This is a genomic window from Alcanivorax sp. UBA3183, assembly GCF_002364155.1.
In the GTDB taxonomy this organism is placed as follows: Bacteria; Pseudomonadota; Gammaproteobacteria; order Pseudomonadales; family Alcanivoracaceae; genus Alcanivorax; species Alcanivorax jadensis.
The window spans coordinates 63,129-89,252 of sequence record NZ_DEXN01000024.1 but is presented as its reverse complement, the minus strand read 5'-3'; the positions used below and the strand labels follow the sequence as shown (position 1 = coordinate 89,252).

Below are 26,124 nucleotides of genomic sequence, written 5' to 3'. Positions count from 1 at the left end.
TGCTTGCCTGATTGTTAAAGAGCTTGGAAGCCTTGGCTTCTTTCACTGCGTCCTTGGCGTGTTGCCGTGTCCGCCGTGTCTGTGGAGGCGCATTCTAGAGATTTCCCGGGGACCGTCAACACTTTTTTCATCACTTTTTTATCAAACGGTCACCTTTTAGGCATCACGGGCAAAAAACCACCGAAAAGGCCCGTATACGGTGGTTTCTTGAGCAGATTCATTTGCTTAGCGATACATCCTCAGTCCGACCACAGGAAAGGAATCGGCCTATTTCAGCCTTTTTCTCTTAGCCCCAAGGCAATAATACGCAAAAAAAGACATTTCCCAGGTATTCACCCCAGCACAGAAACGAAAAAGGGCGCCGTCATGGCGCCCTTCGTCAACGATTTGCGGAGATCAGCTCCCTTTACGCAATCGCCAGAGACTCATCAATAGCCCCACCGTCACATACACGATAGCTACAGTGAGCAACACCAGGGGAGGATCCAGGAACACGATGGCAAACGCCACGATAACCCCCAGCAATACCTTGAATGGGACCCGGCCGATATGAAGCTCCTTGAAGGAATGATACTTCACCGAGGACACCATCAGCAGGCCCGCACCAGCGACCACCAGCGCTACCAGCCAGGAGATGTCGTTACCGTCCATGCCACGGCTGGCCCCCAGCCACACCAGGGTCGCCACCAGACCGGCCCCTGTGGGGCTTGGCAGGCCGATGAAGAAGCGTTTGTCAGTGCTCTCCGCCTGCACGTTGAAGCGCGCCAGGCGCAAGGCAGCACAGGCGACATAGATAAAGGCAGCCATCCAGCCGAACTTACCCAGCTCGGACAGCCCCCAGGAATAGGCCACCAGTCCCGGCGCCACCCCGAAGGCCACGCAGTCGGACAGGGAGTCATACTCTGCGCCAAACTTGCTCTGGGTATTGGTGAGTCGGGCCACCCCACCATCAAGGCCATCCAGGATGCCGGCCACGATAATGCCGATAGCGGCATGCTCGAACAGGCCGTTCATGGCCGCCACGATGGCATAGAAGCCGGCAAACAGGGCGCCGGTGGTAAACAGATTAGGCAGCAGGTAAACCCCCTTGTGGCGGGCGCCGGTACGATGCTCGGCTTCCACCACCTCAAAGGTGTCGGGCTGCTCCGGGGTGGTTGTCTTGTCGTTATCCTGCATGGTGGTCCATCCAAATTGGGTGTGACTAGTCTAACGCAGTGACCGCAAACAAAAAACGCGGCCGAAGCCGCGTTTTTTGATGATCGAAACAAGCTCTTAGTTCTTGCTCTTGTCGACGATCTGGTTTGCCTGGATCCACGGCATCATACCGCGCAGCTTCTCACCCACCTGCTCGATAGGGTGAGCCGCGTTGTTGCGACGGGCTGCCGTCATGGAAGGGTAGTTCAGGGCACCTTCAGAGATGAACTGCTTGGCGTACTCGCCGCTCTGGATACGCTTCAGGGCATTGCGCATGGCCGCACGGGATTCGTCGTTGATCACTTCCGGGCCCGTCACGTACTCGCCGTACTCCGCATTGTTGGAGATGGAGTAGTTCATGTTGGCGATGCCGCCTTCGTACATCAGGTCAACGATCAGCTTCAGTTCGTGCAGACACTCGAAGTAGGCCATTTCCGGCGCGTAGCCCGCTTCGGTCAGGGTCTCGAAACCGGCTTTCACCAGCTCGACTGCACCGCCACACAGAACCGCCTGCTCACCGAACAGGTCGGTTTCAGTCTCGTCCTTGAAGGTGGTCTCGATGATGCCGGTACGGCCACCACCAACGCCAGAGGCATAGGACAGAGCCACGTTCTTGGCATTGCCGGACGCGTCCTGGAAGATCGCGATCAGGTCAGGAATACCGCCGCCCTTGGTGAACTCGGTGCGCACGGTGTGACCCGGTGCTTTGGGAGCGATCATGATCACGTCCAGATCAGCGCGCGGCACGATCTGGTTGTAATGGATGGCAAAACCATGGGCGAACGCCAGGGTCGCGCCTTTTTTCAGGTTCGGCTCGATTTCGTCACGGTACAGCTGGGACTGGAATTCGTCCGGGGTCAGGATCATGACCACATCAGCAGCCGCCACAGCAGCCGGTACATCGCTAACTTTCAGGCCATGGGCTTCGGCCTTGGCGATGGAAGAAGAACCGGCACGCAGACCGACAGTCACGTCTACACCGGAATCATTCAGGTTGCAGGCGTGGGCGTGCCCCTGGGAGCCGTAACCAATGATGGCCACTTTCTTGCCCTGGATGATGGAAAGATCGCAATCCTTGTCGTAATACACTTGCATGCTCATAGCTCTGGCTCTTTCAGATAACGGAAATCGGTGACAGGCAGGCACTCAGGGAGCCTGCCCGGACAGGCCAGCCACTCTAGGCTATCCGCCGCATTGCGTAAAATGATATATTTGAAACATAGCATTGCGATTATCGCAACGACGAGAGAGCCATGGATAGCAAACCCCTGCGCCTGTTCCTGACCCTGGCGGACACCCTGCACTTCGGCCGCACCAGCACCATGTGTCATGTGAGTCCGTCCACGCTCAGCCGCACCATCCAGCAACTGGAGGATGAGCTGGGCGTGCCGCTGTTCTACCGGGACAATCGCAGCGTCACCCTGACCCGGGAAGGCCAGCGTTTTCAGGAATACGCCCGCGACACGCTGACGCGCTGGGACAACCTGCGTCATGCCCTGCAGGAAGACCGGCGCGTGCTGCAGGGGGAGCTGAGCCTGTACTGCTCGGTGACCGCCAGCTACAGCTTCCTCTACGACATCCTCAGCAGCTTTCGCCACCAGTACCCGCGCATCGAGCTGAAGCTGCACACCGGTGACCCGGCGCAGGCAGTACAGCGCATCCAGCATGGCGAGGAGGATATCGCCATCGGCGCCCGCCCGGACCACCTGCCCGCCGGTATCGCCTTCCGCCCCATCGCCCGCTCCCCGCTGCTGTTTATTGCTCAGGCCGGCCAGGCCCAGCTGGCTGAGCGGCTCAGCGGCACCGCCAGCAAAACGGCCTGGGAAGAGGTTCCCATGATTCTTTCCGAGGAGGGCCTGGCCCGGGAGCGGGTGGATCGCTGGTTTCGACAACTGGGAGTGAAGCCGCACATCTACGCCCAGGTGGGAGGCAATGAGGCCATCGTCAGCATGGTCAGCCTGGGATTCGGGGTGGGCATCGTGCCGAAGATCGTACTGGACAACAGCCCGCTGGCCGGCCGCACCCGCCCCCTGGATGTACAGCCTGCGCTAGCGCCCTACGAGGTAGGACTGTTTACCCAGGAGCGCCGGCGGGAGGAGCCGCTGATTCAGGCATTCTGGTCGCAACTACCGGAATAAGGGATGGCAGCACAGGCGGAGCGATAGCCAAAAGCCCAAACAAGAGCGATTTACCACAGAGGGCACAGAGATTACTGAGGAAAAGGAAGGGGTTTCTCTGTGTTCTCGGTGCCCTCTGTGGTGAAAATGCCTTTGCTCTGAGGTCGATTATCGCGGCGCCCGCGACGCTTCTACAGACAAAACAAGAGACACAAAAAAAGCCGCTCCGAAGAGCGGCTTTTTCGTCTCGCACCCAGCAGCAGGCGTCGAGCGTTTTACAGGCTCAGCACCTTCTCGCCCCGGGAGATCCCGGACACGCCAGAACGCACGACTTCCAGCACCTGGGTTTCCCCGATGGCACCGATAAAGGCGTCCAGTTTGTCGGAAGCACCGGTAAGCTGAACGGTGTAGACAGTGCTGGTCACATCCACGATCTGCCCACGGAAGATATCCACACTGCGCTTCACCTCAGCGCGCTGGGCGCCGGTGGCTTTCACCTTGATCAGCATCAGCTCGCGCTCAATGTGAGCACCCTCGGTGAGATCCACCAGCTTGACCACTTCGATCAGCTTGTTGAGATGCTTGGTGATCTGCTCGATCTTCAGATCATTACCGAAGGTGGTCAGGGTCAGCCGTGACAGGGTGCTGTCTTCGGTGGGCGCCACCGACAGGCTTTCGATGTTGTAGCCACGCTGGGAGAACAGACCAATCACCCGGCTCAGTGCGCCCGGCTCGTTTTCCATCAGAATAGAGATAATTCGACGCATCAGGTCCGCTCCGTCTTGCTCAGCCACATATCACGCATGGATCCGTCTGCAATCTGCATCGGGTACACGTGCTCGGTGGAGTCGACATAGATATCCATAAACACCAGACGATCCTTAAGGGCAAAGGCTTCATCCATTGCGCCTTCCAGATCTTCGAACTTGGTGATTTTCATGCCCACGTGTCCATAAGCCTCGGCCAGGGCCACAAAGTCAGGCAAAGATTCCATATAGGACTGGCTATGACGGCCACCGTATTGCATGTCCTGCCACTGACGCACCATGCCCAGGGCCTGATTGTTGATGTTGATGATCTTCACCGGCAGACCATATTGCAGGCAGGTGGACAGCTCCTGAATATTCATCTGGATGGAGCCCTCCCCGGTCACACAGGCCACTGTGGCGTCAGGGAATGCAAACTGCACGCCCATGGCGGCAGGCAGACCGAAGCCCATGGTCCCCAGCCCCCCGGAGTTGATCCAGCGACGAGGCTTGTCGTACTGGTAGTACTGGGCAGCAAACATCTGGTGCTGACCCACGTCCGAGGTCACATAGGCATCACCCTTGGTGGCCTTGTACAACGCCTGCACCACCTGCTGGGGCTTCATGGGACCGTTTTCATTGGTCTCATAGCGCATGCCATGCACCTTGCGCCAGCCTTCAATCTCTTCCCACCAGCGCTCGAGAGCCTTGCGATCCGGCTCGCCACCGTGTTCGTCCAGCATCGTCAGCATTTCTTCCAGCACCTGATGCACCGGCCCCACGATGGGGATATGCGCCATGATGTTCTTGGAAATCGTCGCCGGATCGATATCGATGTGGATGATCTTGGCGCCCGGGCAGAATTTCTTCACGTTGTTGGTGACCCGGTCATCCAGACGGGCACCCACGGCAAGAATCACGTCGGAACTATGCATGGTCATGTTGGCTTCATAGGTGCCATGCATGCCCAGCATGCCCACATTCTGCGGATCAGTGCCCGGGAAACAGCCCAATCCCATCAGAGTATTGGTCACCGGAAAATTCAGCCGATGGGCCAGCTTGGTGAGTAGCTCGCTACCCTCACCCTGGATCACACCACCGCCGGCATAGATCACCGGACGCTTGGCTTTCATCAGCTCTTCCACCGCCTTGCGGATCTGGCCGGAATGACCACGGCTGACCGGCGCGTAGGAGCGCATCTTGACCTTTTTCGGGTATTCGTAGGGGTTCTTCACATTCGGCGCGGTCTGATCCTTGGGAATATCGATCAGGACCGGGCCGGGACGGCCGGTGGTGGCAATGTAGAACGCCTTCTTCATGATCTCGGGAATGTCCTTGGCATCGCGGACCATGAAGCTGTGCTTCACCACCGGGCGGGACACACCGATCATGTCGGTTTCCTGGAAGGCATCATCGCCAATCCAGTCGGAGCGAACCTGGCCAGACAACACGATCATGGGAATGGAGTCCATGAAGGCGGTGGCAAGACCGGTAATAGCGTTGGTGGCACCGGGGCCGGAGGTCACCATGACCACACCCGGTTTGCCGGTAGCACGGGCATAGCCATCGGCCGCATGAGTGGCTGCCTGCTCGTGACGGACCAGAATGTGGCTGACAGAGTCCTGCTGGAACAATGCATCATAAATGTGCAGTACGGACCCTCCGGGATACCCGAAGATGTACTCCACTCCCTCGTCTTGCAGCGCACGGACCACCATCTCCGCGCCGGATAACATTTCCACGGTTGCTACCTCAAATCAGAATGCATACAACCCACTGCCATGCAGCGGGACGGGGTTTACAACTTGCTGCCTGTGGATAAAGCACCATATGTGGGTGCTCTGGGGTCCTGTCGGAGGTGGCCGACACGAACACAGGCCGGGAGGGCAACGCGGAGGCAATGCAGACCTGAAGAGGGATTACTCCCGCTTTATAGGAATGAGAAACCTCCGGAGGCTCCCACAGCGGGACGAGAGTGCAGTGATACTGCTGGCAGGACATCGCGGTAACGGTGCCCCGGGTCCCGGCCTCACACACGCCGGTAAGCGAATGCGGGTCCCGATCTCCGGAAAGGTTTAATTTTGTCAGAAATGTGCGATGAATCAAAGCCCTCCGTCGGGTTTGGGTTGCAGAAAATCCCCTTCACCCGTCATGCTAAAGTACGAGAGTTGAAAACAACCCAAATAAGAAGACCGACATTATGAACAAATTCAGCCTGTTGCTTGGCAGCCTTCTGCTTATCCTCGCCAGCGCCAGCTCGGCAGCCAAGTTTTATAAGTGGGTCGATGATCAGGGGGTGACTCACTACGGTGCCAACCCGCCGCAGGGCACGACCTCCTCAGAAGTGAACACCCGCGCCAATGCCAGCTCGGATCAGGATCGTGAGCTGGAAGCCCTGGATGAGAGACGAAACGCTCGCGAAAACGCCAAAGAGGAAGCCGCAAAGGCAGCGGAAGAGGAAACTCGCCTGAAATCAGAACCGGATGAACTCGCTCAGGAGCGCTGCGAGCAACACCGCAAGAATCTCGAAACTCTGAAAAACAAACCCATTGTTCGTAGGAAGAATCCGGAAACCGGAGAAATGGAAGTCCTGGACCAGGAAGAAAGAGAAAAGATGATCCAGAATAGCCAGAAGGCATTGGAAAACTGCACCCGGAATTAAGGATACAGGGGCCCTGTTTGACAGGGCTCCCTGCACTCTCACCTCACCGCGTAAAACTGAAGCGGTCTCCATCCACATCTATCGAGATGGTGTCTCCCTGGCCAAACTCCCCTCTGAGCAGGGACTGAGCGAGCGGGTTTTCCAGCTGCTGCTGTATGGCCCGCTTCAGCGGTCGGGCACCGTAGACCGGGTCGAAGCCGGCTTCCACCAGTTTATCCAGGGCCGCATCGCTTAACTCGAGGCGAATGTCTCGCTCAGCCAGCCGCTTGCGCAGATAATCCAGCTGAATGGCAGCAATTCCCTTGAGCTGATCCTTGGCCAGCGGATGGAACACTACGGTCTCGTCCACCCGGTTGATGAACTCCGGACGGAAGTGATTGCCCACTACCTCCATGACCGCCGCTTTCATGGCCTCATAATCGTTGTCTCCGGCCAGTTTCTGGATCAGGTCGGAGCCCAGATTCGAAGTCATCACCACCACGGTGTTGCGGAAGTCCACGGTGCGGCCCTGGCCATCCGTGAGACGGCCATCGTCCAGCACCTGCAACAGGATGTTGAACACATCCGGATGCGCCTTTTCCACTTCATCCAGCAACACTACAGAGTAAGGCTTGCGGCGCACGGCCTCGGTCAGGTAACCGCCTTCTTCGTAACCCACATAACCCGGGGGGGCGCCCACCAGCCGCGCCACGGAGTGCTTCTCCATGAACTCGGACATGTCGATGCGCACCATCGCCTCTTCGGTATCGAAGAGGAAGTTCGCCAGCGCCTTGCAGAGCTCGGTCTTGCCCACCCCGGTGGGCCCGAGGAACAGGAAACTGCCATTGGGACGATTGGGATCAGACAGGCCAGCCCGGGAACGGCGCACCGCATTGGCCACTGCTTCCACCGCTTCCGCCTGACCCACTACCCGCTGGTGCAGGGCCTCTTCCATGCGCAGCAGCTTGTCCTTCTCGCCTTCCAGCATCTTGGCAACAGGAATTCCGGTCCACTTGGATACCACCTCGGCGATTTCCTCGTCGGTCACCTTGTTGCGCAGCAACTGATTTTCGGTCTGGGAGTGCTGCTCTTCCTGATCCTGGGCAGCCTGAACCTTTTTCTCCAGTTCAGGAATCACCCCATACTGCAGCTCTGACATGCGACTCAGATCCCCGGCACGGCGGGCCTGCTCCAGCTCGACGCGGGCCTGCTCCAGTTCTGCCTTGTACTCCTGAGCACCCTGCAGCGCGGCTTTCTCGGCCTGCCAGATTTCCTCCAGATCCGCATATTGCTTTTCCAGTTCGTCGATATCGTCTTCCAGCTTTTCCAGACGTTTCCTGCTGGCCTCATCCTCTTCCTTGCGCAGTGCCTCGCGCTCCATCTTGAGCTGGATAAGGCGGCGGTCCAGTCGATCCATTTCCTCCGGCATGGAATCAATTTCCATGCGGATGCGACTGCCTGCCTCATCAATCAGGTCAATGGCCTTATCCGGCAATTGCCGATCGGTAATGTAGCGATGGCTGAGCCTTGCCGCCGCGATGATGGCGCCATCACTGATGTCTACACCGTGGTGGACCTCATAGCGTTCTTTGAGGCCACGCAGGATGGCGATGGTGTCTTCCACCGTGGGCTCATCCACCTGCACCTTCTGGAAACGGCGTTCCAGGGCCGCGTCCTTTTCGATGTACTTGCGGTATTCATCCAGCGTCGTCGCACCCACGCAGTGCAGCTCGCCGCGAGCCAGTGCCGGCTTGAGCATATTGCCGGCATCCATGGAGCCTTCACCCTTGCCGGCACCGACCATGGTATGCAGCTCATCAATAAACAGGATGATGCGACCTTCCTGCTTGGACAGTTCGTTGAGGACAGCCTTGAGCCGCTCCTCGAATTCGCCCCGGTATTTGGCGCCAGCAATCAGTGCCGCCATGTCCAGGGACAACACCTGCTTGTCCTTCAGACCTTCCGGCACTTCGCCGTTGACGATCCGCTGGGCCAGGCCTTCCACGATGGCGGTCTTGCCCACCCCGGGCTCGCCAATAAGTACCGGATTGTTCTTGGTACGGCGCTGCAACACCTGGATAGTACGGCGGATTTCGTCGTCACGGCCGATCACCGGGTCCAGCTTGCCTGACTCGGCCCGTTCGGTGAGATTCACCGTGTACTTGTCCAGCGCCTCGCGCTTGTCTTCCGCATTGGGGTCGTCCACAGCCTCTCCACCTCGCACCTCGGCGATCTTCGCCGCCAGCACCTTTTTGGTGACTCCGGCGTGCTTCATCAGCTTGCCCAGCTCGCCGTTATCGTCACAGGCTGCAAGCAATACCACTTCCGTGGACAGATACTGGTCACCACGCTGCTGGGCCTCGCGGTCGGCCATGTTAAGAAGGCGACCTGTGGCTTGCCCCATCTGCACATCACCATTGAAATCACTCACCGTGGGCAGCTTATCCACGGCCATATTCAAGGCGGTGATCACATCACCACTGTTAGCGCCGGTTTTTTCCAGCAAAGGGCGGGCCGCCCCACCCTGCTGCTGCATCAGCGCCAGCATCAGGTGGACCGGTTCAATCGTGCTATTGCCCTGCCCCACGGCCAGGGATTGCGCGTCTGACAGCGCTTGCTGCAGGCGGGCAGTGAGTTTATCCATTCGCATTTGGGCACTCCTATCCGGTTGTGATCCGCATTCCGGCCCCCTGTCGGCAAGCCAGTCACGATCACCGGTTATCAATCATCTGACCTTTTAATGGGTCCGATTGAGCCAGATTCAAGGCTAATGGATAATTGAGAATGGATAATTGATAACGCTCAATAAAAGCGCAGCGGAGTTCTTCCAGCAAAAAGGCCGCACCCAATCACTGGACGCGGCCTCATAGCGCCAGACAACGGATAGCCTGTCTCGCGCAGCTATCAATTATCCATTCTCAATTATCAATTGCCTTCTTCGTCGAGCCAGATCAGAGAAGCAAACCGGCCCGTGTCACCTTCCTTGCGGAAGGAATAGAAGCGCGTGAGATCACAGGCGGTACAGAGCTCGCCACCCTGAACATCCTCTACGCCCAGACGAGCCAGTTCTATCATGGCAGCCTGAGCGACGGAAAAGCGCCAATGGCCGGGCGAGGCATCTGCCTGAAAGGCGCCTTTGAAATCAGTGTGGGCAGCCACAAAGGCCCGGTAAACCTCGTCGCCCACCTGGTAGCATTTCCCGCAGATAGCCGGGCCCAGCCAAGCACTGACAGGCTCGCCAGCCGGGGCAATACTCTTCACCCCTTCAGCGACAATACCCGCCTGCAGGCCACGCCAGCCCGCATGCACTGCTGCCACAGCGCTGCCATCGGTACGCGCCAGCAGCACCGGAAGGCAGTCTGCGGTAAGCACCACACAAGGCCAGCGCTGCTGGTCGGTCCAGGCGCCATCCGCCTCGTTATCGGATTCACCCGCCCGAATCACTCGCTTGCCGTGGACTTGTTTCAGCCAGGCCACCGGATGATCTGCCTGCAGCAGCTTTTCCACGTGATGCCTCGCCTGCTCCACACGCGCAGTCTGATCCCCGCAGTTCATGCCCAGGTTGAAGCCATTCCAGGGGGACGGGGAATGGCTGCCGGCCCGGGTGGTCACAGCCACACGCACGTGGGGGTGCGGCTGCCAGTCTGGCCAGATCCATTTGGAGCGGCTAGGTAAAGTCATTGGTACAGCCCTGATTGGGTCACGCAGACATACCCTAGGCACATCCGCCATTTATTGCTTTGTGGCGGATATCGCCTGCGGCGATTTCAGCTCTGCGAGTTAGCGTCTTCTTCCAGCACCTGAATGAGCCCCTGCATATCCTCAGGTAGCGGTGCCTCGAATTCACAGTATTCGCCCGTGGCCGGGTGAATCAAGCCAAGTTTGCGGGCATGCAGAGCCTGACGGGGGAAACGCCGCAGAGCCTCACGCAGGGCTTCGCTGGCGCCAGCGGGCTGTTTGAGACGACCGCCATAGAGCGGATCGCCCACCAGGGGGTAATTACGATGGGCCATATGCACCCGAATCTGATGGGTACGGCCGGTTTCCAGCTGCACCTTGATGCGAGTGTGGGCCCGGTAACGGTCCAGTACGCGGTAATGGGTAACCGCGTTCTTGCCCCCGGTTTTCACCACCGCCTGCTTCTTGCGATCCACCGGGTGGCGCCCCATGGGCGCATCCACCTTGCCACCGCCGGTCATCACCCCCACAGCAATGGCTTCGTACTGACGGAACAAGCTTTTGTCCTGCAGCTGGGCCACCAGGCTCTGGTGGGCTTCCAGTGAGCGAGCCACCACCATCAGGCCGGTGGTATCCCGGTCGAGCCGATGGACGATACCCGCTCGAGGCAGACTGCTAAGACGCTCGTCGAGATGCAGCAGGCCATTCAGCAAGGTGCCATCCGCATGCCCTGCTGCCGGGTGCACCACCAAACCGGTGGGTTTATTGATCACGATCAGGTCGTCATCCTGGTAGACCACATCAAGCTCAATGGACTGGGGCTGATCGTCCAGTTCCGGCGCGATCTCCACTTCCAGGGTCAGGCTCTCATTGCCGACCAGCTTGTCCTTGGGCCTGACCTTGGCACCATTGACCGTCAGCACCCCGTCCTTGATCCAGCCCTGCAGCCGCGAGCGGGAAAACCCCTCGAACAGCTCGGCAGCGGCCTGGTCGACCCGCTGTCCCGTCTGATCTGCGCGGACCTGCTCACTGCGCTGAATTTTCTCGCCGCCAAGATGTCCCATAGTGCAACCTGTGTTTAAATGCCGTATCTAAATACCTAGCCCGTCATTGTAACCGTTTAACGAGGAAAGAATGCCACGTCTTTTATGGCCATTGCTTGGCCTGCTGCTACTCGCCGGCTGTGCCAGCAACAAGGAGCGCCCGGAGCTTACCGAGGTGGACCAGTACCGGGAAGCCAGCGAGTCGCTGGAATCCAGGAATTACCTGACCGCTATCGATCAGCTCAAGGAGCTGGAAGCCCGCTTTCCCTACGGTGATTTTGCCGAGCAGGCAGCTCTGGATCTGATCTACGCGCAGTATCGGGCGGTGGATTACCCGGCCACCGTGGTCGCGGCCCAGCGTTTCATGCGCAATTACCCGGCACATCCGCGCATGGACTACGCGCTGTACATGCGCGGGTTGGCCAACTTCAATATGGAGAAGGGCCTGTTCGACAATATGGTGAGCTCCGACAAGTCCAGCAAGGACATGGGCGCCGCCAAGGACGCGTTTCGGGATTTCGAGCGCCTGGTGAACCGCTTCCCGGACAGTGAATACGCGCCGGATGCCCGCTCACGCATGGTCCACATTCGTAACCAGCTGGCCCGCCAGGAACTCCATGTGGCCCGCTACTATGCGCGCCGCGGCGCCATCATCGCTTCCATCAACCGGGCCCAGTATGTGGTCAAGCACTACCAGCAGACCCCTGCCGTACCCGAAGCCCTCGCCATCATGGCGAAAGGCTACCAGCGCCTGAAGCAACCGGAACTGGCAGAGAAAAGTCGTGATGTACTGGCGCTGAACTGGCCGGACAGCAAATTTCTGGACAACGACAAGCAAGTCGATCTGGCCTGGTGGCCGGACGAGGATGACGGGCTGCTGAGCTTGCTGACGTTTGACCTTCTGTAAGCTTCTAGCTTCTAGCTTCTAGCTTCTAGCTTCTAGCTAAAAAAGGGTGGCACCGACTAATATTCGGAGCCACCTTTTTTTTGACTTTGCTTTTCCTTGTAGCTTGTAACTGCTCTCAGTCCCCCGGTCGCCAGCCATTGGTGATTGGGTAACGGCGATCCTTGCCGAAAGCCCGGCGGCTGACGCGGGGACCCACCGCAGCCTGCCGGCGCTTGTATTCGTTGCGATCGGTGAGCTTGACGACCCGGTAGACATTCTCGCGATCAAAACCGTCACGGATTACCGCTTCGGCGCTCATGTCCTGCTCCACATAGCGCTCGAGAATCGCATCCAGTTCGTCGTAACCCGGCAAGGAATCACTGTCCACTTGGTCGGGTGCCAGTTCCGCCGATGGCGGGCGTGTGATAACCCGTTCCGGGATAATTTCCACGCCGGCCTGCTGGTTGCGCCACGTGGCCAGGCGGTAAACCATGGTCTTGAACACATCCTTCAGCACCGAGAAGCCACCTGCCATATCCCCGTAGAGCGTGGCATAACCCACTGCCATCTCACTCTTGTTGCCGGTTGTCAGCACCACAGACCCGTTTTTGTTGGATAGCGCCATCAGCAGGACCCCACGGCAGCGCGCCTGCAGGTTTTCCTCGGTAGTATCTTTCTCCTGCCCGGCAAATGACTCACTGAGAATATCCATAAACCCATTGAAAGCAGACTCGATGGGCAGCACGCGGTAATGGACCCGCAGAGTCAGGGCCTGCTTCTCGGCATCCTCCAGGCTCATGGCTGAGGTATAGCGGAATGGCATCATCACCGCTTCTACCCGATCCGGACCGAGGGCATCCACGGCCACCGCCAGAGTCAGGGCCGAATCGATCCCACCCGACAAGCCCAGCAGCGCCCCCTTGAAACCGTTCTTGTTCACGTAATCCCGGGTTGCCAGCACCAGCGCCTGATAGAGGCTTTCTTCCAGCCCGGGGAGCGGAAGCTGCTCCCCCACCGGCTCGCAGTGTCCGTCACTGCACTGCAGGTCCACCGGGACCAACGCCTCGGTAAAGCTGGCAGCCTGTACACAACGGCGCCCCTGGCTGTCACAAACAAACGATGCACCATCAAAAACCAGCTCGTCCTGGCCACCTACCAGGTTGCAATAGAGAATCGGCAGGCCGGTTTCGCGGCTGCGGGCTTCTACCTGCTCCAGGCGCTCCTGAAACTTGTTGGCCCGGAACGGCGACGCATTCAGGTTCAGAACCAGATCCACATCTTGTTGCTGCAGCTGGGATGCGGGCCCGCTATGCCAGATGTCCTCGCAGATCGTCAGGCCCAGGGTCCAGCCATCCAGCTCAAAGGTGCAGGCCTCGGAACCCGGTTGAAAATAGCGTTTTTCGTCGAACACACGGTAATTGGGTAGATGTTGCTTGAAATATTCATGGCGAGGGCGGTTTTCGCCAGGAAATACTACCCCGGCGGCGTTGCGACGCTGGCCATTGCGCACGGCAGGGTAGCCAATCACCACCGGTACCGTGATCTTCTCACCAATGGTCTCCAGCGCGGCATCCACACGGCTGTTGAGACTGGGACGCAACAGCAGATCCTCTGGCGGATACCCCGTCAGCATCAATTCCGGAAACAGTACCAGATCAGCGCCCAACAGACGGCGAGCCTCGTCTGCCGCATCGATCACCCGCTGGGCATTGCCCTCAATGTCGCCCACCAGCGCATTCTGCTGGGCCATAATAATCCGCATGATTAACCGGCCTTTCCTCAAGTGAGCGCTGATTGTACTCTTTAGCCGGCAATCGATGAACGCATCATGACAAACAAGGAGAACAAGATGGGCCTGATTCGCCTGCTGGTTATTGCCGCCCTGGTCTACCTGGCCTGGCGGGTAGTGAAAAACCTGCTCTCGCAGGCAAACCGTCGCGACAGTTCCGACTCTGGTAACGGTCAGGACGCCCAGGCCATGCTCAAATGCGCCCAGTGTGGCGTGCACGTTCCTGCCCCGGAAGCCTTCACTCACAATGGGCTGCACTTTTGCTCCCAGAAGCACCAACGCCTGTATCTGGAACACAATGACCGCTAGCCAGGGATGGACGCCCGCCCGTATTTATAATGTCTATCGGATTGCCATTGCTTGCAGTCTGATGCTGCTCCACTTTGGGCCGGAACAGCCCCTTATCGGCACCCATCTGCCGTTATTGTTTGAAACCACGCTTTTTGTCTATCTGGGGCTCACGCTGGCATCAGCCACCCTGGACTTTCGCGCCGAAAAACGCGCCTATCCGGCCTGGGCTCAGCCCGCCTCGCTGATTACCGATTTGACCATGCTCTCCCTGGTTGTCCACGCCAACGGTGGTCTTGAGGGCGGCTTGGCGGTACTGCTTCTGGTTACAGTGGCCGCCGGCAACATCCTGCTACGCGGACGTCTCGGTTTTTTGATCGCCGCCCTGGCCACCCTGGCCATGATGTTCGAGCAGTTCTACTTTTCCATTCAGGCCATGTCGGATTCCCCTTTCCTGCTAACCGAATCCGGCCTGCTGGGTATCGCCTTTTTCATGGTGTCGCTGATCATCCAGCAAATAACCCAACGTCTGCAGCAAAGCGAGCGCATTGCTGAGCGACAGCGTGTCGCCATCGAACGCCTGGAAGCCCTTAACCAGCAAATTGTGCAGCGCATGCGCACTGGCGTGGTGGTGTTTGATGAATCCTTCCGGATTCTGATGGCCAACCAGGCAGCCAATAGCCTGTTTGGCACCCCCATGCTAGGCAACCAGTTACCCAAACAATTGGTTAGCCGCTATCAACGCTGGCAAGACAACCCTCTACTGCCCCTCGCTACGCTGAGAACCTCGGAACAGTCGCCGGTACTCAGTCCCCGGTTTGCCCCGCTGGAGACGGACCATGAGCTACTCACTCTATTATTTCTTGAAGACAGCGCCCGAGTCGCTCAGGAAGCGCAACAGATGAACCTGGCATCACTGGGACGACTGTCCGCCACCCTGGCCCATGAGATTCGCAACCCGTTAAGCGCGATCAACCATGCCACCGAGCTGCTCCTGGACGGCAATGCCAGCGAGGAGGATCAGCATTTACTCGGCATCATCCGCAACCATGTGGGCCGCGTGAATGGCATCATTCACGACGTGCTCGATCTCTCTCGCCGGGGCAAAGGACAGGCCGAGCGCTTTGGCCTTGCGCCTTTTCTCAACGAATTATGTGAGCAATGGGCGTTGCGGGGCTACGCGAACAACAGCCTGAAAAAAGCCTGCCAGTCCGATGTAGAAGTACGCTTTGATCGCAACCAGTTGACCCAGGTCGTCGACAACCTTATCCGCAATGCCTTTCAGCATGGAGGCGAAGAGTGCAAGGTTGACCTGGAATGCGGCAGTCATGAACAAACGGGTCTCCCCTGGCTCAGAATCCGGGATAACGGCAATGGCATACCCGCCGAGACCGCCCGGCACCTTTTTGAGCCCTTCTACACAACAGCCAATGACGGCAATGGGCTGGGGCTTTATCTTTGCCGGGAGCTTTGCCAAGCCAACCAGGCAGCCCTGGATCTGGAAGACACCCCGAACGGGGCCAGCTTTGTGATAACCTTTGCCCACCCGCACCGACAATTTCAATAACACGATATTATTATGAGTGCTGACACCCCACACGTACTGGTTGTAGACGACGAAGCCGATCTGCGCGAACTGCTTGTCATCACCCTTGGGCGCATGAAGCTCAAGGCCACAGCTGCCGAATCGCTTGGCGCAGCCAAAGCGGCCCTTGCCGATGGCAGATTCAACCTTTGTCTGACGGATATGAATCTGGGTGATGGCACCGGGCTCGAGCTGCTGCAGTTTATTGCCAGGCATTGCCCGGAAATGCCCACCGCCGTCATTACGGCTTATGGCAGCATGGAAACCGCCACCGATGCCATGAAGTACGGGGCCTATGACTTTATTGCCAAGCCTGTGTCACTGGATCGACTTCGCCAGCTGATTGAAGACGGGCTGGACATCAACGAAGTGGAAGACCACCACGAGGAAGAGGACAACCTGATCGGGGAAGCGCCGAGCATGCGCGCCCTGAAAGCCCAGGTCCGCAAACTGGCACGCAGCCAGGCGCCAATCTACATCAGCGGCGAATCCGGCAGCGGCAAGGAGCGTATTGCCCGCCTGATACACAACCTGGGTTCTCGACGGGAAAAACCCTTTGTCGCCGTCAACTGCGGGGCCATTCCGTCGGAGTTGATGGAAAGCGAATTCTTTGGCCATCGCAAAGGGGCATTCACCGGGGCCGTGGAAGACCGCAAGGGGCTATTCCGCGAAGCCGATGGCGGCACCCTTTTTCTGGATGAAGTGGCCGACCTGCCCTTGCACATGCAAGTTAAACTGTTGCGAGCCATTCAGGAAAAATCCGTTCGCCCGGTGGGTGAGCCCCGGGAGTTTCAGGTCAATCTTCGTATCCTCTGCGCTACCCACAAGGATCTGGCTCAAGAAATGGCGGAAGGGCGCTTCCGGCAAGATCTTTTCTATCGGCTGAATGTCATCGAGGCGCACGTCCCCCCGTTGCGCGAACGCCAGGAAGATATTCCTGCTCTGGTCGGCCACATTCTCAAGCGCCTCAGCGAAGCCTGGGAAATCGCCCCGCCAATCGTCAGCGCCTCTGCCATGAAAACCCTGGAACAATATACCTACCCAGGCAATGTCAGGGAGCTGGAAAATACTCTGGAAAGAGCCCTGACTTTATGTGATGGGAAAGAAATCCAGGAAGAGCATCTAAGGCTGCAAACGGACACACTCCCGAAAGCCGCCACGGCAACGACACTGGAAACCTGTACCTCTCCAGAGCGTCCATTAGGCCAGCCTCTCGAAGAATTTCTTCAAGACATCGAGAGGCAGGAAATTCTCAAGGCTCTGGATGCAACGCACTGGAACAGAACAGCTGCAGCAAAAAAACTGGGCATGACATTCCGGTCTTTACGTTACCGATTGAAGAAACTGGACCTTGATCGAAGCCCAGGAGAAAGCGAGTAGGGAGCAGGGTCAATAGTTGGTCGTTCTCCACACACCATCTGCACGAGAAGCTCTGCCGTGGCCGGAGCAGACACCAAACCATTACGATAATGGCCTGCTGCAGCAAAGACCCCATTGCACCCCGGCACGGCGCCAATATATGGGTGATCCACCTCACTCCCGGGGCGTACGCCTGCCCAATGATGGGCGGGTGTACGGCTCGCTAATTCCGGGAGAAGATTTGCCGCCACTGCCTCAAGCTGATAGCGCCCGGGCACAGTCGGGTAGGTAGTGTAATCTCCTCTAATCAACGTAGAGCCAACCAGCACAGCACCATCCGCACGAGGGATCAGATAGCCTGATTGAGTTAGCATAACTGAAGGCACTCTACCTGGCGTGAGATAATAAAGCAGCATTTCTCCCTTTACCGGAAACATTGGCAAAGACACACCCAACATTGAAAGAAGCTTGCTGCTCCCTACCCCTGCACAGACAATCACATTCTCTGCATTCAAAACCAATCCATTCTGAGTTTCCAGTGCCGCACCTTTTTGCTTTGGCAAAAGTGAAACCACCTTATCCTTTATAAACGAGACCCCTTTGGACGTCAGATAGCTTCTCAAAGCTTTTAACAAGCGCGGGTTTCTGACATTGCCCAAATCAGGAAAGAAGACACCCTCTGAAAAAGGAAAAGACGGCAACAAAACGCTTCCAGAAAGCGTCTCTGATAGCACCCCCCATTTACCAGCCCAGTCTTTTACCGTGTTCATTTCCTTAGTGTCCACATGCACCCACAAACCACCTTGATGCAAATCAGACCACTCCAGACAGCGTCCGACAAGTTCACTAAAGAGTTCTCTGTAGCGGGCCATGGCATCGAAGGTCAGGCGATTCATCGCATCAGAGTAGCGCCACGCATAAAGTGGCGAGAGAATTCCTCCACCTGCCCAGGACGCCAACCCGCCTTCTGATTCATCAATCACTGTGGCGGAGATCTCACGCTTTGTGAGCTCGAACGCACCCAATAAACCGACAATACCACCACCAACAATTACGACTTCTCTCATTTCAGCTCATGACATCTTGCATATATAAAACAAGTTCTACCCGGCCATATCGATGTTTCGGATAAAGAACCATGAAAAAAACAGGCTTTACTTTACTTGAGTGCCTTACGGCATTAAGCACACTTTCTGTGCTGGCAATGATTGCGCACAATATTGGCCTCCCAATGATTCAAGAATATCGGGTTATAGCTGCCACCAACAGTGTAGCTGGATTAATCAGAGAGGCCAGAGCCAATGCTATGACGGATGGGAACCGACTCATCTGCGATGGAGAGCGGGGATGCAGTAGCTTCAAAAGAACCACAATATTGATAGAGGGGCGAGATACGAACATGAACAATGCACTAGAAAAAAGCGAAATACATCATTATGTAAAATTACCAAGCGACACCTGGCTGGAATGGAAACGATTCAGAGGCACACATTTACGCTATAGAAACAGAGGGGCAACCCGATTCCAGAACGGGCATTTCCTGATTTGCAATGGCAACAAAGGAAGAAAAATAATTATGAACTGGATTGGAAGAACCCGTATTGAGAAAGCGGGAACTGACTGCCATAAAATCTAAAAAAAAGGAATAGTCCAGAAATGTCTGGACTATTCCTGTTTACCGTCTACCAACTACTGCCGCTAGAAGGGGTACAACCCCCGACAGCGGCACAAGCATTACCCTGACTATCCAGCACCATCGTTTCTGTACCACTCATCATCGCACTATAAGGCGTCGCCTTGATCGTGTATTTATGGTCCGAGGGTACAGAAATTGTGAAATTATAATGCTTGTGTCCAACCGACTCGGGCACAAGTGTGCCAGTCATAGAGCTGGCACCATTATAAGAGAAGTGCTTTCCACGATACCCCTCCAGAGCAGAAGCCCAGTCCAGGAGCACAGCCCTACCGGCCTCTTGACGCGCATCCTGTACATACGTTGTATATGCAGGGTACGCGATTGCCAGCAATATCGAGATTATCACAACCACTATGAGTATCTCGATCAAAGTAAAGCCGGCAGCGGCCGCTTTTGAGCGGCGCTCATTTTGAGAATAGTTATAGGCACTCATGGCCACTCCGCTACTTTTTAGAAACAGGGATTACATTCGCTTCATTAGGCTCTAACTGGCGCCATTGCGTTTTGCGAAGCCTTTGATCTCGCGGCGTACCCTCTGCAGGCACCTCAGTACCGACAACCACCTTGATCTTGTCTTCGTCCATAAATAGAACCGGCGTCGGCGGCGGCACCTGTTGCAGCAACTCTTCCTGACGATCACTAGCTACAGAGCCATCATTGTTGATTTTTGCAGGATCACCCGTAATGAGATTGACCGTATGCAAATAGGCACTTCCAAGGCTAACCGCGCATGGACTATCTTCATTCGTACCGCCAACCGGGGAATATGTAGAGAAGAAAACGGTATTGTCATATACCACCGGTGATGACATCACTTTTTCACCAGGTGCAACATCAAGATAGTAGAACCAGCCCGGCGAATCCCCTTTCACGGGATTCCCTACACCTACATTGACCAAATCACCAATTTCCAGCTCTTTTTCTGGAGCAGAGTCCTTGTAAGCGCTGTCGTCACGAATAACAAAAAAAGCTTCATTCGTATTTTTGTCCAGAGGGTGAGCTCTATAGCCAGACCCAATTGTCAGATAAAGCTGTTTTTCGCCCTTGTGCTCCACATAAGCTACTGCGGGAGCTTCATAAAAACGGCGGTTGTTCGCATAACTCCCGCCCAAGTCCGCCAAAACATGCACCTTGCTTGCTCCAATATTATCCTCATCAATATCAACGCGATACAAATGGCCGCCCGTATCACCAAAATAAAGATGGTCAGAAGAACCGTCTGCGTTTTTATCAACGACAGCTATACTGCTCGGTACGGAATATGCCAAATCTTCGGACCACAGCACATCACCCGTTAAGGCATCTACAATATAGACAACATTGCCAGCATCGTCACCGTTGCTTCTCATTCCACCGCTTGCATCATGGCTGGTGTCATAGCCGCCGCCAAAAATCAGAACCGTTTTTGTTCCAATTCTTGCTGGGGTCGGTGTAGACCAGGTTTGACCCAAATCCGAATATCCGCTATCCGTGATCGTTTTTTTCCAGAGCAGTTTTGGTGACGTTCTTGATGTAACGTCGAGAGCATAGTAACTGTTTCCGCCTCGCCGCATTCCTCCAAAAAGGAGCTTTTTGCCATCTTTTTTCAGTGCGACCCAGCTACCGTCCAAACCATATATTTGACGATTGTTATTTTGATCCAATGACGGGCGATCAGTTGTAAAAAGGTTGGATCTGGAGAGAAACTCTTTGGGCATAAATGAGTAAATCTCTTTTCCCGTTTTGGCATCTATTGCGTGCAACATGCCACCATTGGTGGAAACAAAGACCACATTGTCGCCACTGTAATCAACCAAAACCGGAACACTGTGCATCGGATCACCCCAAAGCACTTTTAGCTTACTGGCAAGCTGCTCCAACTTTTCGTCACTGGCATTCTCTGGAAGGCCGAAAAACTCATTATCATACGCACCACTTCCAACAGAACCCCAAGGCAAAGTCGTCATTGCGCTGCCTTCGTTATAATACAAGGTGCGCAGGAAGCCTTCACCGTTAGCCTGCCGAGCGCCACCCTGGGTAGCATCTGGCCCGTCAGCTTCATCACTCCACCAGCTTCTTGCGGTCTCTTTGAAGTAGCCTGTCTCATCATCGATAGCATCATTACCGGAAACATCTGTGACATTATCCCCCGAAAGACGATAGCGCTTCAGGTTTCCTTCCCAGAAACTACTGGAAGCAGGCTGAATAACCGCATAATAAAGCTGGTCAAGATGCTCAAACCGGTTTAATTGGTTTACCGCTACACCAGGGGCGGACAACGTCCGAGAATCCTCATCAATCAGATCAAACACTTTAAGAAAGGCACTAGCTAGCGCATCTGAAGTATCAGCCGTATAGGTGCCTTCAGAGCCGTCAGAAGAGACTTTTTCCATATCCCCTCTATTCTGACCCATATACAAACCAACGTTATAGGTTTTTATAGATCGGCCAATATAATTGCTTTCACTGTTTAAATACTGAGAGATCGCCGCCTGACACTCATAAGAGTCCGATTTCCCAGAACCATTACAGGCATAAAAATTATGATCAGGTAAGTTGATATCGTTTGGGTCACCATCAGTGAAGATGACGATATGGTTAGACTCGCACTGGTTCTCTAAGTTAATCGGTGACACATAACGGCCATCAGAGCCCACAATATCCTGACTATTTACACACGCGTTAGTAATCTCACACTCTTTTTTTTGCCCTATAAGTTTATATTCCTGGTAAGTGTAGCCACTGTTACCCCAGCACCATCCCCAAGGAGAAGTACAAATTCGTCGGCAATCAGGGCGATTACGGTTACACCTATCGGAGATATCTTCCCAACCATACTCATCAACAATCTCGCATTCTTCGGTTTCTTCAAACTCGGTACATACAGAGCGAGTATTGTCGTCATTACCGCTATTACCATACTCCGCTGAGCCTGGGGGTGCTCCCAGCATGTAACGCCCCATCTCCCAGTAACTTTCAGCAGTTGGAGTACTACCATATGGAGCTCCAGTATTAGATCCAGAAGCATTATCACCAGCACTATTCAGGCTTGAAACTGCCTCTTTAAGCGCGCGCTTGGAATTATCGTTTACCTGGGTTACCGGCATTAATACATAGCCACCGCAGGTGTAGCGATCATCTGCACAATTGTAGCCGTGACGAAACCGCCCAATACCCATGTTGACTTTTTCTGGTACCGAGTCGATCAGAAGATGCATTGCATCTTCGAGCATGTTGATACGGCGATTTTCAACATCTGAGCACCAGCTGGCGCTACTTTCAGCACAACTGCGCATACTGCCAGAGGTATCAAGCAGCACCATTACATTGGCAATAGTTTCATTTTCACTATTGCCAACTTCTGCAGGCGCAAAGAATATCTCAGTGTCATCGGCGAACAACCATGCCGGAGACAAAACCAGCACAAGCAAAAGCGCCATTCCTTTTAAGATAGACATGTCGTTTTTCATAATGTCCCCCGCTACATTTCTGAGCCTGGAAGGATTCCAGTCTTCAATAGTTGCTGTAGATGACGATCGTTAATATTAAAGCCGTCCATAACAGCGTCACCCTGTACGTTAATTGAGTAGTCCACGAATGTTGCTGAATTACCGGTTGCACTAACTTGGTTCCCGGAAATCAGTTCATACCCGTCTTCAGATGCACCAGCAGATGCTGTAATAACTTTTCTGGCATCCATCGAATCACCGCTGCTGCAGGCACCATCTCTTCCACCTGAATTCAGCAAACACCGTCTCGCCACAACCTGATCAACCAAAAACGCCGTCAATGCGACTTCATCCATATTGTTTATAGTGTTGTACATATCTGCCACTGAGCTTTCCGCAGCCTCAAAAACCATGGCATCTGCCTGCGTTCCTGTTGCCACCTTGGCCGCAAACATACTTGTCTTCATTGCAGAAACACCCAGAACAGAAACCACGACAAGAATAAGCAGCGCAACAATCAATGCTGCGCCACGCTGACTATATCCACGCGAAATCGCATTTTTTTTCATAGCGTTTCCCAATCAACATTTCGCAACTGAACTGTGCTTGTAAACATCCTACGAACAGCCTTTGCATCAGTATCCGATTTGGTAATTTTGTTTCCCAGCAAATAGAATGTTTGCTCTCCACCACCAGGCAACGCTTCACTCCGCTCGCTCAACAGCAGCGCCAGCCTAGCAGCGACAATAGTTCCCACAGCCCCAGGAACACCTGCATCTGATTGAGCTTGAGTTATATAGCCACTAGCATTTGCTGCTCCCACAAAGGTAGTTACTCCCAAAGCACCATCCGGATTTTCATCAATTCCATACTTAACCTTAAAACCTTCAACCCCGGAAACCAGCTCTATACCCGCGCCTCCAGAAAGATTTCCATTACAAAACAAGCCATCATTTGACACATAGTAGCTATTAACGACCTGAACAATGCCCCCCCCGCCGCCGCCTTCACAATCCGTCGTACCGTGATAGGCAATAGTTATACGGTCTGTGGCACCATCACTTGAAGCAGGCAAGCCTGCGGCAGGAACAAACAACACCCCGTTAGGCACGGCCGCAGCTACGTTCTGATCAAGGCCTGTGCGCCGCACATCCCTCACAAGAAAGCGCATAACAAGCTGGCCATTTTCCTGTACACGCGACGTTGCCTGCTGCAGGGCAAAAGTTCTGTTATTGGTTATCAGCAATTGAAGTGCTGCACCGGTCACAACCAATCCAACAACCATTGCCACCATTAATTCAACAAAACTGAAGCCTGACTGTTTTTTCATCGTTTTCATTAGCGGAGCACCTCGATAACCGCACAGAAAGAATCCGTATCGGTATTAACCTCCCCTCCTGCCTTTACGCACTCTGAAGGCTTCATCCCATCCCAACTGACAACAACACAATTCAGGCCACTATTAGGGCAGGATTGAATGGCAACCAATCCTTCTGGCAACAAATTCCCAGCCATCCAAGATAATTGATTAACATCCCAGGAAACCATCTGAGCGCTACTGCAACCTGCACCAACCCCGGTGCAGGTTGCATAGGCATTGGGCGCTGAGCCAACAGCTGCTGGCGTTGTAGGCCAGGCCGCCGCTATGTAAGCCGGCAAATTTGGATTTACCTGCAAACGTTCCAGCGCATCCTGTGCAATCAGTGTTGCCTGAGCTCGGTTATTTGCCAGTTCAGCACCTTTTAACGCTGAAAGTTGCATCCCGGCGTAGCCCAGAACGCCGATTGCAAGCACCAAGAGAGCCACAAGGACTTCAACAAGACCGACACCGCGCTGCGCAGCTTTAACTACCATTTTTTTCAGGAACACGTGATATCCTCATTACTCATTCGCCCGACCTTAGAAACAGAAATCTTTCGACCCGTCTCTCCTGTTCGCACAGAGTCGCAGACAATGAAGCTGTCAGCCTGATTGACAAAACCATCTGGCTGGAAAGTCAAACTGCCAGAGCCGGAACGCGTCACGGTTACATCCGGTGAAATGGCAAAGCTTTGGTCCTCCTCCGGGGCACCGGCCGGATATGAAATAAGCCAGCCCTGACTCCAGTCCCCACCACTAACCGCAGATAATTGGACGTTTACTCTGAGGTTTACTGCCTGAGTACGAGCAGTCCCAAGAGCAGCAACCAGCTCACTGGCCGCACCACGCAGTGAATTACCTGCACCAACGTTGCGGAAAGCGGGAACGGCAATGGACCCCAGCACTACGAGGATGATGATCGCAACCATCATTTCGACCAGTGAGAAGCCTCGCTGCCTGCTTTTTTTTGTCATCATTTCAGTCCGGTTGTCTGGGCTTGAGAATTGCGTTGAGTTCAGCTTAGCAATTCCATAGGCGCCATCAATCAACCGAGGACAAACGGACTGTCGACCACCTTGGACGGTATAAGCTGCTGAAAAATAATGGATTTTGGTACTTTAGGGTGTGACGGCACTCACACTTTAATCGTACACCAATGCAACTTTTACCTTAGTGGAAAGCATTACTGCACTATCCCGGGGGCCAGGAGGCAGCAAAACCTAGACGGGTGCAAAATTATCATTTTAAACAGACAAAAGGCGGAGGGGGGGCCCTAAAGGAAACCAATACGTTTTCCCAGCCAGAATCAGGAGCGCAGCGCCTTGGGCATGGAGAAACGGATGTTCTCTTCGCGACCGGGGATTTCCTCGGGGTCAAAGCCGCCCAGGGATTTGAGGGTGGCGATGACCTGCTGGACCAGCTCTTCGGGGGCGCTGGCGCCGGCGGTGACGCCGACGGCGGTCTTGCCCTTGAGCCAGGCAGGGTCGATCTGGGAGGGGTCGTCGAGTAGGTGGGCTTCAGCGCCGCAGCGTTCGGCCAGCTCCCGCAGACGGTTGGAGTTGGAACTGTTCACAGAACCCACCACCAGCACCAGCCCGCATTCCAGCGCCAGCTGGCGCACGGCATCCTGACGATTAGTGGTGGCGTAGCAGATGTCTTCACGCTTGGGGCCGAGGATGTTCGGAAAGCGGGCGCGCAGGGCATCGATCACTTTCGCGGTATCGTCCACACTGAGGGTGGTCTGGGTCACGAAGGCCAGGGTGTCCGGGTCACGAACCTGAATCGTCGCCACGTCCGCCTCATCTTCCACCAGGTAGATATCACCACCATAGGACTTGTCGTACTGGCCCATGGTGCCTTCCACTTCCGGGTGACCGGCATGGCCAATCAGAATGCTCTCGCGGCCTTCGCGAGCGTAGCGAATCACTTCCATATGCACCTTGGTGACCAGCGGGCAGGTGGCATCGAACACCTTCAACTGGCGGCGCTCCGCCTCCTGCTGCACCGCCTTGGAAACACCATGGGCACTGAAGATAACAATGGCATCATCCGGCACTTCGTGGAGCTCCTCCACAAACACCGCCCCGCGCTGACGCAGATCGTCCACCACATAGCGGTTGTGGACCACCTCGTGGCGCACATAGATCGGCGGCCCGAACACTTCCAGTGCCCGGTTGACGATATCGATGGCGCGATCCACCCCGGCACAGAAGCCACGGGGGTTGGCGAGTCGGATTTGCATAGGAGATCCTGCTTGACTGGTACCGGTATTGTAACGGGTACAGGGCCGCTTCTGCGACCGTTGCAACGACACT

General features: G+C 55.4%; 23 protein-coding genes. 7 read left to right on the top strand and 16 right to left on the bottom strand.

Translation table 11 applies throughout. The features are described from left to right. Positions 1 to 396: 396 nt before the first annotated feature. Positions 397 to 1,176, bottom strand: coding sequence for a CDP-diacylglycerol--serine O-phosphatidyltransferase (gene pssA / locus B3Q33_RS09995; RefSeq protein WP_035250072.1), 780 nt, complete (start codon positions 1,174 to 1,176; stop codon positions 397 to 399). A 96-nt stretch (positions 1,177 to 1,272) separates the two neighbouring features. Further along, a complete protein-coding gene (gene ilvC / locus B3Q33_RS09990) occupies positions 1,273 to 2,289 on the bottom strand; it encodes a ketol-acid reductoisomerase (protein ID WP_035250094.1) in 1,017 nt (338 codons plus the stop codon). A gap of 158 nt (positions 2,290 to 2,447) precedes the next feature. On the opposite strand from ilvC, the gene ilvY reads away from it, so the two are divergent. Next, entirely contained in the window at positions 2,448 to 3,332 is an 885-nt protein-coding gene (gene ilvY / locus B3Q33_RS09985; RefSeq protein WP_272961749.1) for an HTH-type transcriptional activator IlvY, read from the top strand. 254 nt (positions 3,333 to 3,586) lie between these two features. Here ilvY and ilvN read toward each other — a convergent pair whose 3' ends face one another. Beyond that, positions 3,587 to 4,078, bottom strand: coding sequence for an acetolactate synthase small subunit (gene ilvN / locus B3Q33_RS09980; RefSeq protein ID WP_035250069.1), 492 nt, complete (start codon positions 4,076 to 4,078; stop codon positions 3,587 to 3,589). Next, positions 4,078 to 5,799: an acetolactate synthase 3 large subunit gene (locus B3Q33_RS09975; protein WP_035250067.1), complete on the bottom strand. Its 1,722-nt coding sequence runs from the start codon at positions 5,797 to 5,799 to the stop codon at positions 4,078 to 4,080. Before B3Q33_RS09975 ends, ilvN begins: the two co-directional genes overlap by 1 nt. Positions 5,800 to 6,257: 458 nt before the next feature. Between B3Q33_RS09975 and B3Q33_RS09970 the strand changes: the two genes are divergently transcribed. After that, the gene (locus B3Q33_RS09970) at positions 6,258 to 6,719 is read left to right on the top strand and encodes a DUF4124 domain-containing protein (RefSeq protein WP_272961748.1); all 462 of its coding nucleotides are present in this window, start codon (positions 6,258 to 6,260) and stop codon (positions 6,717 to 6,719) included. Between the two features lie 43 nt (positions 6,720 to 6,762). On the opposite strand, the gene clpB is transcribed toward B3Q33_RS09970, so the two are convergent. The 3 genes from clpB to rluD form a co-directional block, all read right to left on the bottom strand. After that, positions 6,763 to 9,348 (bottom strand): ATP-dependent chaperone ClpB, encoded by a 2,586-nt coding sequence (gene clpB, locus B3Q33_RS09965; protein WP_272980339.1) that lies wholly within the window; start codon positions 9,346 to 9,348, stop codon positions 6,763 to 6,765. Between the two features lie 275 nt (positions 9,349 to 9,623). After that, positions 9,624 to 10,379 carry a peptidoglycan editing factor PgeF gene (gene pgeF, locus B3Q33_RS09960; protein ID WP_272961745.1) on the bottom strand — a complete coding sequence of 252 codons (756 nt, stop codon included), beginning with the start codon at positions 10,377 to 10,379 and terminating at the stop codon, positions 9,624 to 9,626. A gap of 86 nt (positions 10,380 to 10,465) precedes the next feature. Continuing rightward, positions 10,466 to 11,440 carry a 23S rRNA pseudouridine(1911/1915/1917) synthase RluD gene (rluD, locus tag B3Q33_RS09955; RefSeq protein WP_035250061.1) on the bottom strand — a complete coding sequence of 325 codons (975 nt, stop codon included), beginning with the start codon at positions 11,438 to 11,440 and terminating at the stop codon, positions 10,466 to 10,468. A 70-nt stretch (positions 11,441 to 11,510) separates the two neighbouring features. Between rluD and B3Q33_RS09950 the strand changes: the two genes are divergently transcribed. Next, entirely contained in the window at positions 11,511 to 12,326 is an 816-nt protein-coding gene (locus B3Q33_RS09950) for an outer membrane protein assembly factor BamD (RefSeq protein WP_035250059.1), read from the top strand. 115 nt (positions 12,327 to 12,441) lie between these two features. Here the strand turns inward: B3Q33_RS09950 and B3Q33_RS09945 are convergent, their stop codons facing one another. Further along, the gene (locus B3Q33_RS09945) at positions 12,442 to 14,067 is read right to left on the bottom strand and encodes an NAD+ synthase (protein WP_035250057.1); all 1,626 of its coding nucleotides are present in this window, start codon (positions 14,065 to 14,067) and stop codon (positions 12,442 to 12,444) included. Positions 14,068 to 14,133: 66 nt separating this feature from the next. Between B3Q33_RS09945 and B3Q33_RS09940 the strand changes: the two genes are divergently transcribed. The 3 genes from B3Q33_RS09940 to B3Q33_RS09930 all read left to right on the top strand — a co-directional run bounded on the left by B3Q33_RS09940 (position 14,134) and on the right by B3Q33_RS09930 (position 17,347). Beyond that, positions 14,134 to 14,403 carry a PP0621 family protein gene (locus B3Q33_RS09940; RefSeq protein WP_232222144.1) on the top strand — a complete coding sequence of 90 codons (270 nt, stop codon included), beginning with the start codon at positions 14,134 to 14,136 and terminating at the stop codon, positions 14,401 to 14,403. A 61-nt stretch (positions 14,404 to 14,464) separates the two neighbouring features. Continuing rightward, positions 14,465 to 15,949 (top strand): sensor histidine kinase, encoded by a 1,485-nt coding sequence (locus tag B3Q33_RS09935; RefSeq protein ID WP_286827507.1) that lies wholly within the window; start codon positions 14,465 to 14,467, stop codon positions 15,947 to 15,949. A gap of 12 nt (positions 15,950 to 15,961) precedes the next feature. Further along, positions 15,962 to 17,347 (top strand): sigma-54-dependent transcriptional regulator, encoded by a 1,386-nt coding sequence (locus tag B3Q33_RS09930; protein ID WP_272974954.1) that lies wholly within the window; start codon positions 15,962 to 15,964, stop codon positions 17,345 to 17,347. On the opposite strand, the gene B3Q33_RS09925 is transcribed toward B3Q33_RS09930, so the two are convergent. Beyond that, positions 17,296 to 18,393: an NAD(P)/FAD-dependent oxidoreductase gene (locus B3Q33_RS09925; RefSeq protein WP_272974953.1), complete on the bottom strand. Its 1,098-nt coding sequence runs from the start codon at positions 18,391 to 18,393 to the stop codon at positions 17,296 to 17,298. The genes B3Q33_RS09930 and B3Q33_RS09925 overlap by 52 nt on opposite strands. Before the next feature lie 71 nt (positions 18,394 to 18,464). On the opposite strand from B3Q33_RS09925, the gene B3Q33_RS09920 reads away from it, so the two are divergent. Continuing rightward, positions 18,465 to 18,962 (top strand): GspH/FimT family pseudopilin, encoded by a 498-nt coding sequence (locus B3Q33_RS09920; protein WP_272974952.1) that lies wholly within the window; start codon positions 18,465 to 18,467, stop codon positions 18,960 to 18,962. 46 nt (positions 18,963 to 19,008) lie between these two features. Here the strand turns inward: B3Q33_RS09920 and B3Q33_RS09915 are convergent, their stop codons facing one another. The 7 genes from B3Q33_RS09915 to ispH all read right to left on the bottom strand — a co-directional run bounded on the left by B3Q33_RS09915 (position 19,009) and on the right by ispH (position 26,051). Further along, on the bottom strand, positions 19,009 to 19,455 hold the full coding sequence (locus tag B3Q33_RS09915; protein ID WP_272980214.1) for a type IV pilin protein: 447 nt from the start codon (positions 19,453 to 19,455) through the stop codon (positions 19,009 to 19,011). A gap of 10 nt (positions 19,456 to 19,465) precedes the next feature. Continuing rightward, positions 19,466 to 22,471, bottom strand: coding sequence for a PilC/PilY family type IV pilus protein (locus B3Q33_RS09910; protein WP_272974950.1), 3,006 nt, complete (start codon positions 22,469 to 22,471; stop codon positions 19,466 to 19,468). Positions 22,472 to 22,482: 11 nt separating this feature from the next. Continuing rightward, positions 22,483 to 23,019: a PilX N-terminal domain-containing pilus assembly protein gene (locus B3Q33_RS09905; protein WP_272974949.1), complete on the bottom strand. Its 537-nt coding sequence runs from the start codon at positions 23,017 to 23,019 to the stop codon at positions 22,483 to 22,485. Next, positions 23,016 to 23,789: a PilW family protein gene (locus B3Q33_RS09900; protein ID WP_272974948.1), complete on the bottom strand. Its 774-nt coding sequence runs from the start codon at positions 23,787 to 23,789 to the stop codon at positions 23,016 to 23,018. The genes B3Q33_RS09905 and B3Q33_RS09900 overlap by 4 nt, the downstream gene beginning before the upstream one ends. After that, complete coding sequence (gene pilV / locus B3Q33_RS09895; RefSeq protein ID WP_272974947.1) at positions 23,789 to 24,319, bottom strand: type IV pilus modification protein PilV; 531 nt, start codon at positions 24,317 to 24,319, stop codon at positions 23,789 to 23,791. The genes B3Q33_RS09900 and pilV overlap by 1 nt, the downstream gene beginning before the upstream one ends. After that, the gene (locus B3Q33_RS09890; RefSeq protein WP_272974946.1) at positions 24,310 to 24,786 is read right to left on the bottom strand and encodes a GspH/FimT family pseudopilin; all 477 of its coding nucleotides are present in this window, start codon (positions 24,784 to 24,786) and stop codon (positions 24,310 to 24,312) included. Before B3Q33_RS09890 ends, pilV begins: the two co-directional genes overlap by 10 nt. 329 nt (positions 24,787 to 25,115) lie before the next feature. Continuing rightward, positions 25,116 to 26,051, bottom strand: a complete 936-nt coding sequence (gene ispH, locus B3Q33_RS09885) for a 4-hydroxy-3-methylbut-2-enyl diphosphate reductase (protein ID WP_035250040.1) — start codon at positions 26,049 to 26,051, stop codon at positions 25,116 to 25,118. Positions 26,052 to 26,124: the final 73 nt, after the last annotated feature.

Coding starts and splice junctions, on each gene's coding strand:
- pgeF (WP_272961745.1), bottom strand. CDS start 10,379: ATGACTTTACCTAGCCGCTCCAAATGGATCTGGCCAGACTGGCAGCCG.
- B3Q33_RS09930 (WP_272974954.1), top strand. CDS start 15,962: ATGAGTGCTGACACCCCACACGTACTGGTTGTAGACGACGAAGCCGAT.
- B3Q33_RS09890 (WP_272974946.1), bottom strand. CDS start 24,786: ATGATGACAAAAAAAAGCAGGCAGCGAGGCTTCTCACTGGTCGAAATG.
- B3Q33_RS09920 (WP_272974952.1), top strand. CDS start 18,465: ATGAAAAAAACAGGCTTTACTTTACTTGAGTGCCTTACGGCATTAAGC.
- ilvN (WP_035250069.1), bottom strand. CDS start 4,078: ATGCGTCGAATTATCTCTATTCTGATGGAAAACGAGCCGGGCGCACTG.
- ilvC (WP_035250094.1), bottom strand. CDS start 2,289: ATGCAAGTGTATTACGACAAGGATTGCGATCTTTCCATCATCCAGGGC.
- ilvY (WP_272961749.1), top strand. CDS start 2,448: ATGGATAGCAAACCCCTGCGCCTGTTCCTGACCCTGGCGGACACCCTG.
- B3Q33_RS09945 (WP_035250057.1), bottom strand. CDS start 14,067: ATGCGGATTATTATGGCCCAGCAGAATGCGCTGGTGGGCGACATTGAG.
- pssA (WP_035250072.1), bottom strand. CDS start 1,176: ATGCAGGATAACGACAAGACAACCACCCCGGAGCAGCCCGACACCTTT.
- B3Q33_RS09905 (WP_272974949.1), bottom strand. CDS start 23,019: ATGAAAAAAAATGCGATTTCGCGTGGATATAGTCAGCGTGGCGCAGCA.
- B3Q33_RS09970 (WP_272961748.1), top strand. CDS start 6,258: ATGAACAAATTCAGCCTGTTGCTTGGCAGCCTTCTGCTTATCCTCGCC.
- B3Q33_RS09925 (WP_272974953.1), bottom strand. CDS start 18,393: ATGAGAGAAGTCGTAATTGTTGGTGGTGGTATTGTCGGTTTATTGGGT.
- clpB (WP_272980339.1), bottom strand. CDS start 9,348: ATGCGAATGGATAAACTCACTGCCCGCCTGCAGCAAGCGCTGTCAGAC.
- B3Q33_RS09900 (WP_272974948.1), bottom strand. CDS start 23,789: ATGAAAACGATGAAAAAACAGTCAGGCTTCAGTTTTGTTGAATTAATG.
- B3Q33_RS09910 (WP_272974950.1), bottom strand. CDS start 22,471: ATGAAAAACGACATGTCTATCTTAAAAGGAATGGCGCTTTTGCTTGTG.
- ispH (WP_035250040.1), bottom strand. CDS start 26,051: ATGCAAATCCGACTCGCCAACCCCCGTGGCTTCTGTGCCGGGGTGGAT.
- B3Q33_RS09940 (WP_232222144.1), top strand. CDS start 14,134: ATGACAAACAAGGAGAACAAGATGGGCCTGATTCGCCTGCTGGTTATT.
- B3Q33_RS09935 (WP_286827507.1), top strand. CDS start 14,465: ATGCTGCTCCACTTTGGGCCGGAACAGCCCCTTATCGGCACCCATCTG.
- B3Q33_RS09950 (WP_035250059.1), top strand. CDS start 11,511: ATGCCACGTCTTTTATGGCCATTGCTTGGCCTGCTGCTACTCGCCGGC.
- rluD (WP_035250061.1), bottom strand. CDS start 11,440: ATGGGACATCTTGGCGGCGAGAAAATTCAGCGCAGTGAGCAGGTCCGC.
- B3Q33_RS09915 (WP_272980214.1), bottom strand. CDS start 19,455: ATGAGTGCCTATAACTATTCTCAAAATGAGCGCCGCTCAAAAGCGGCC.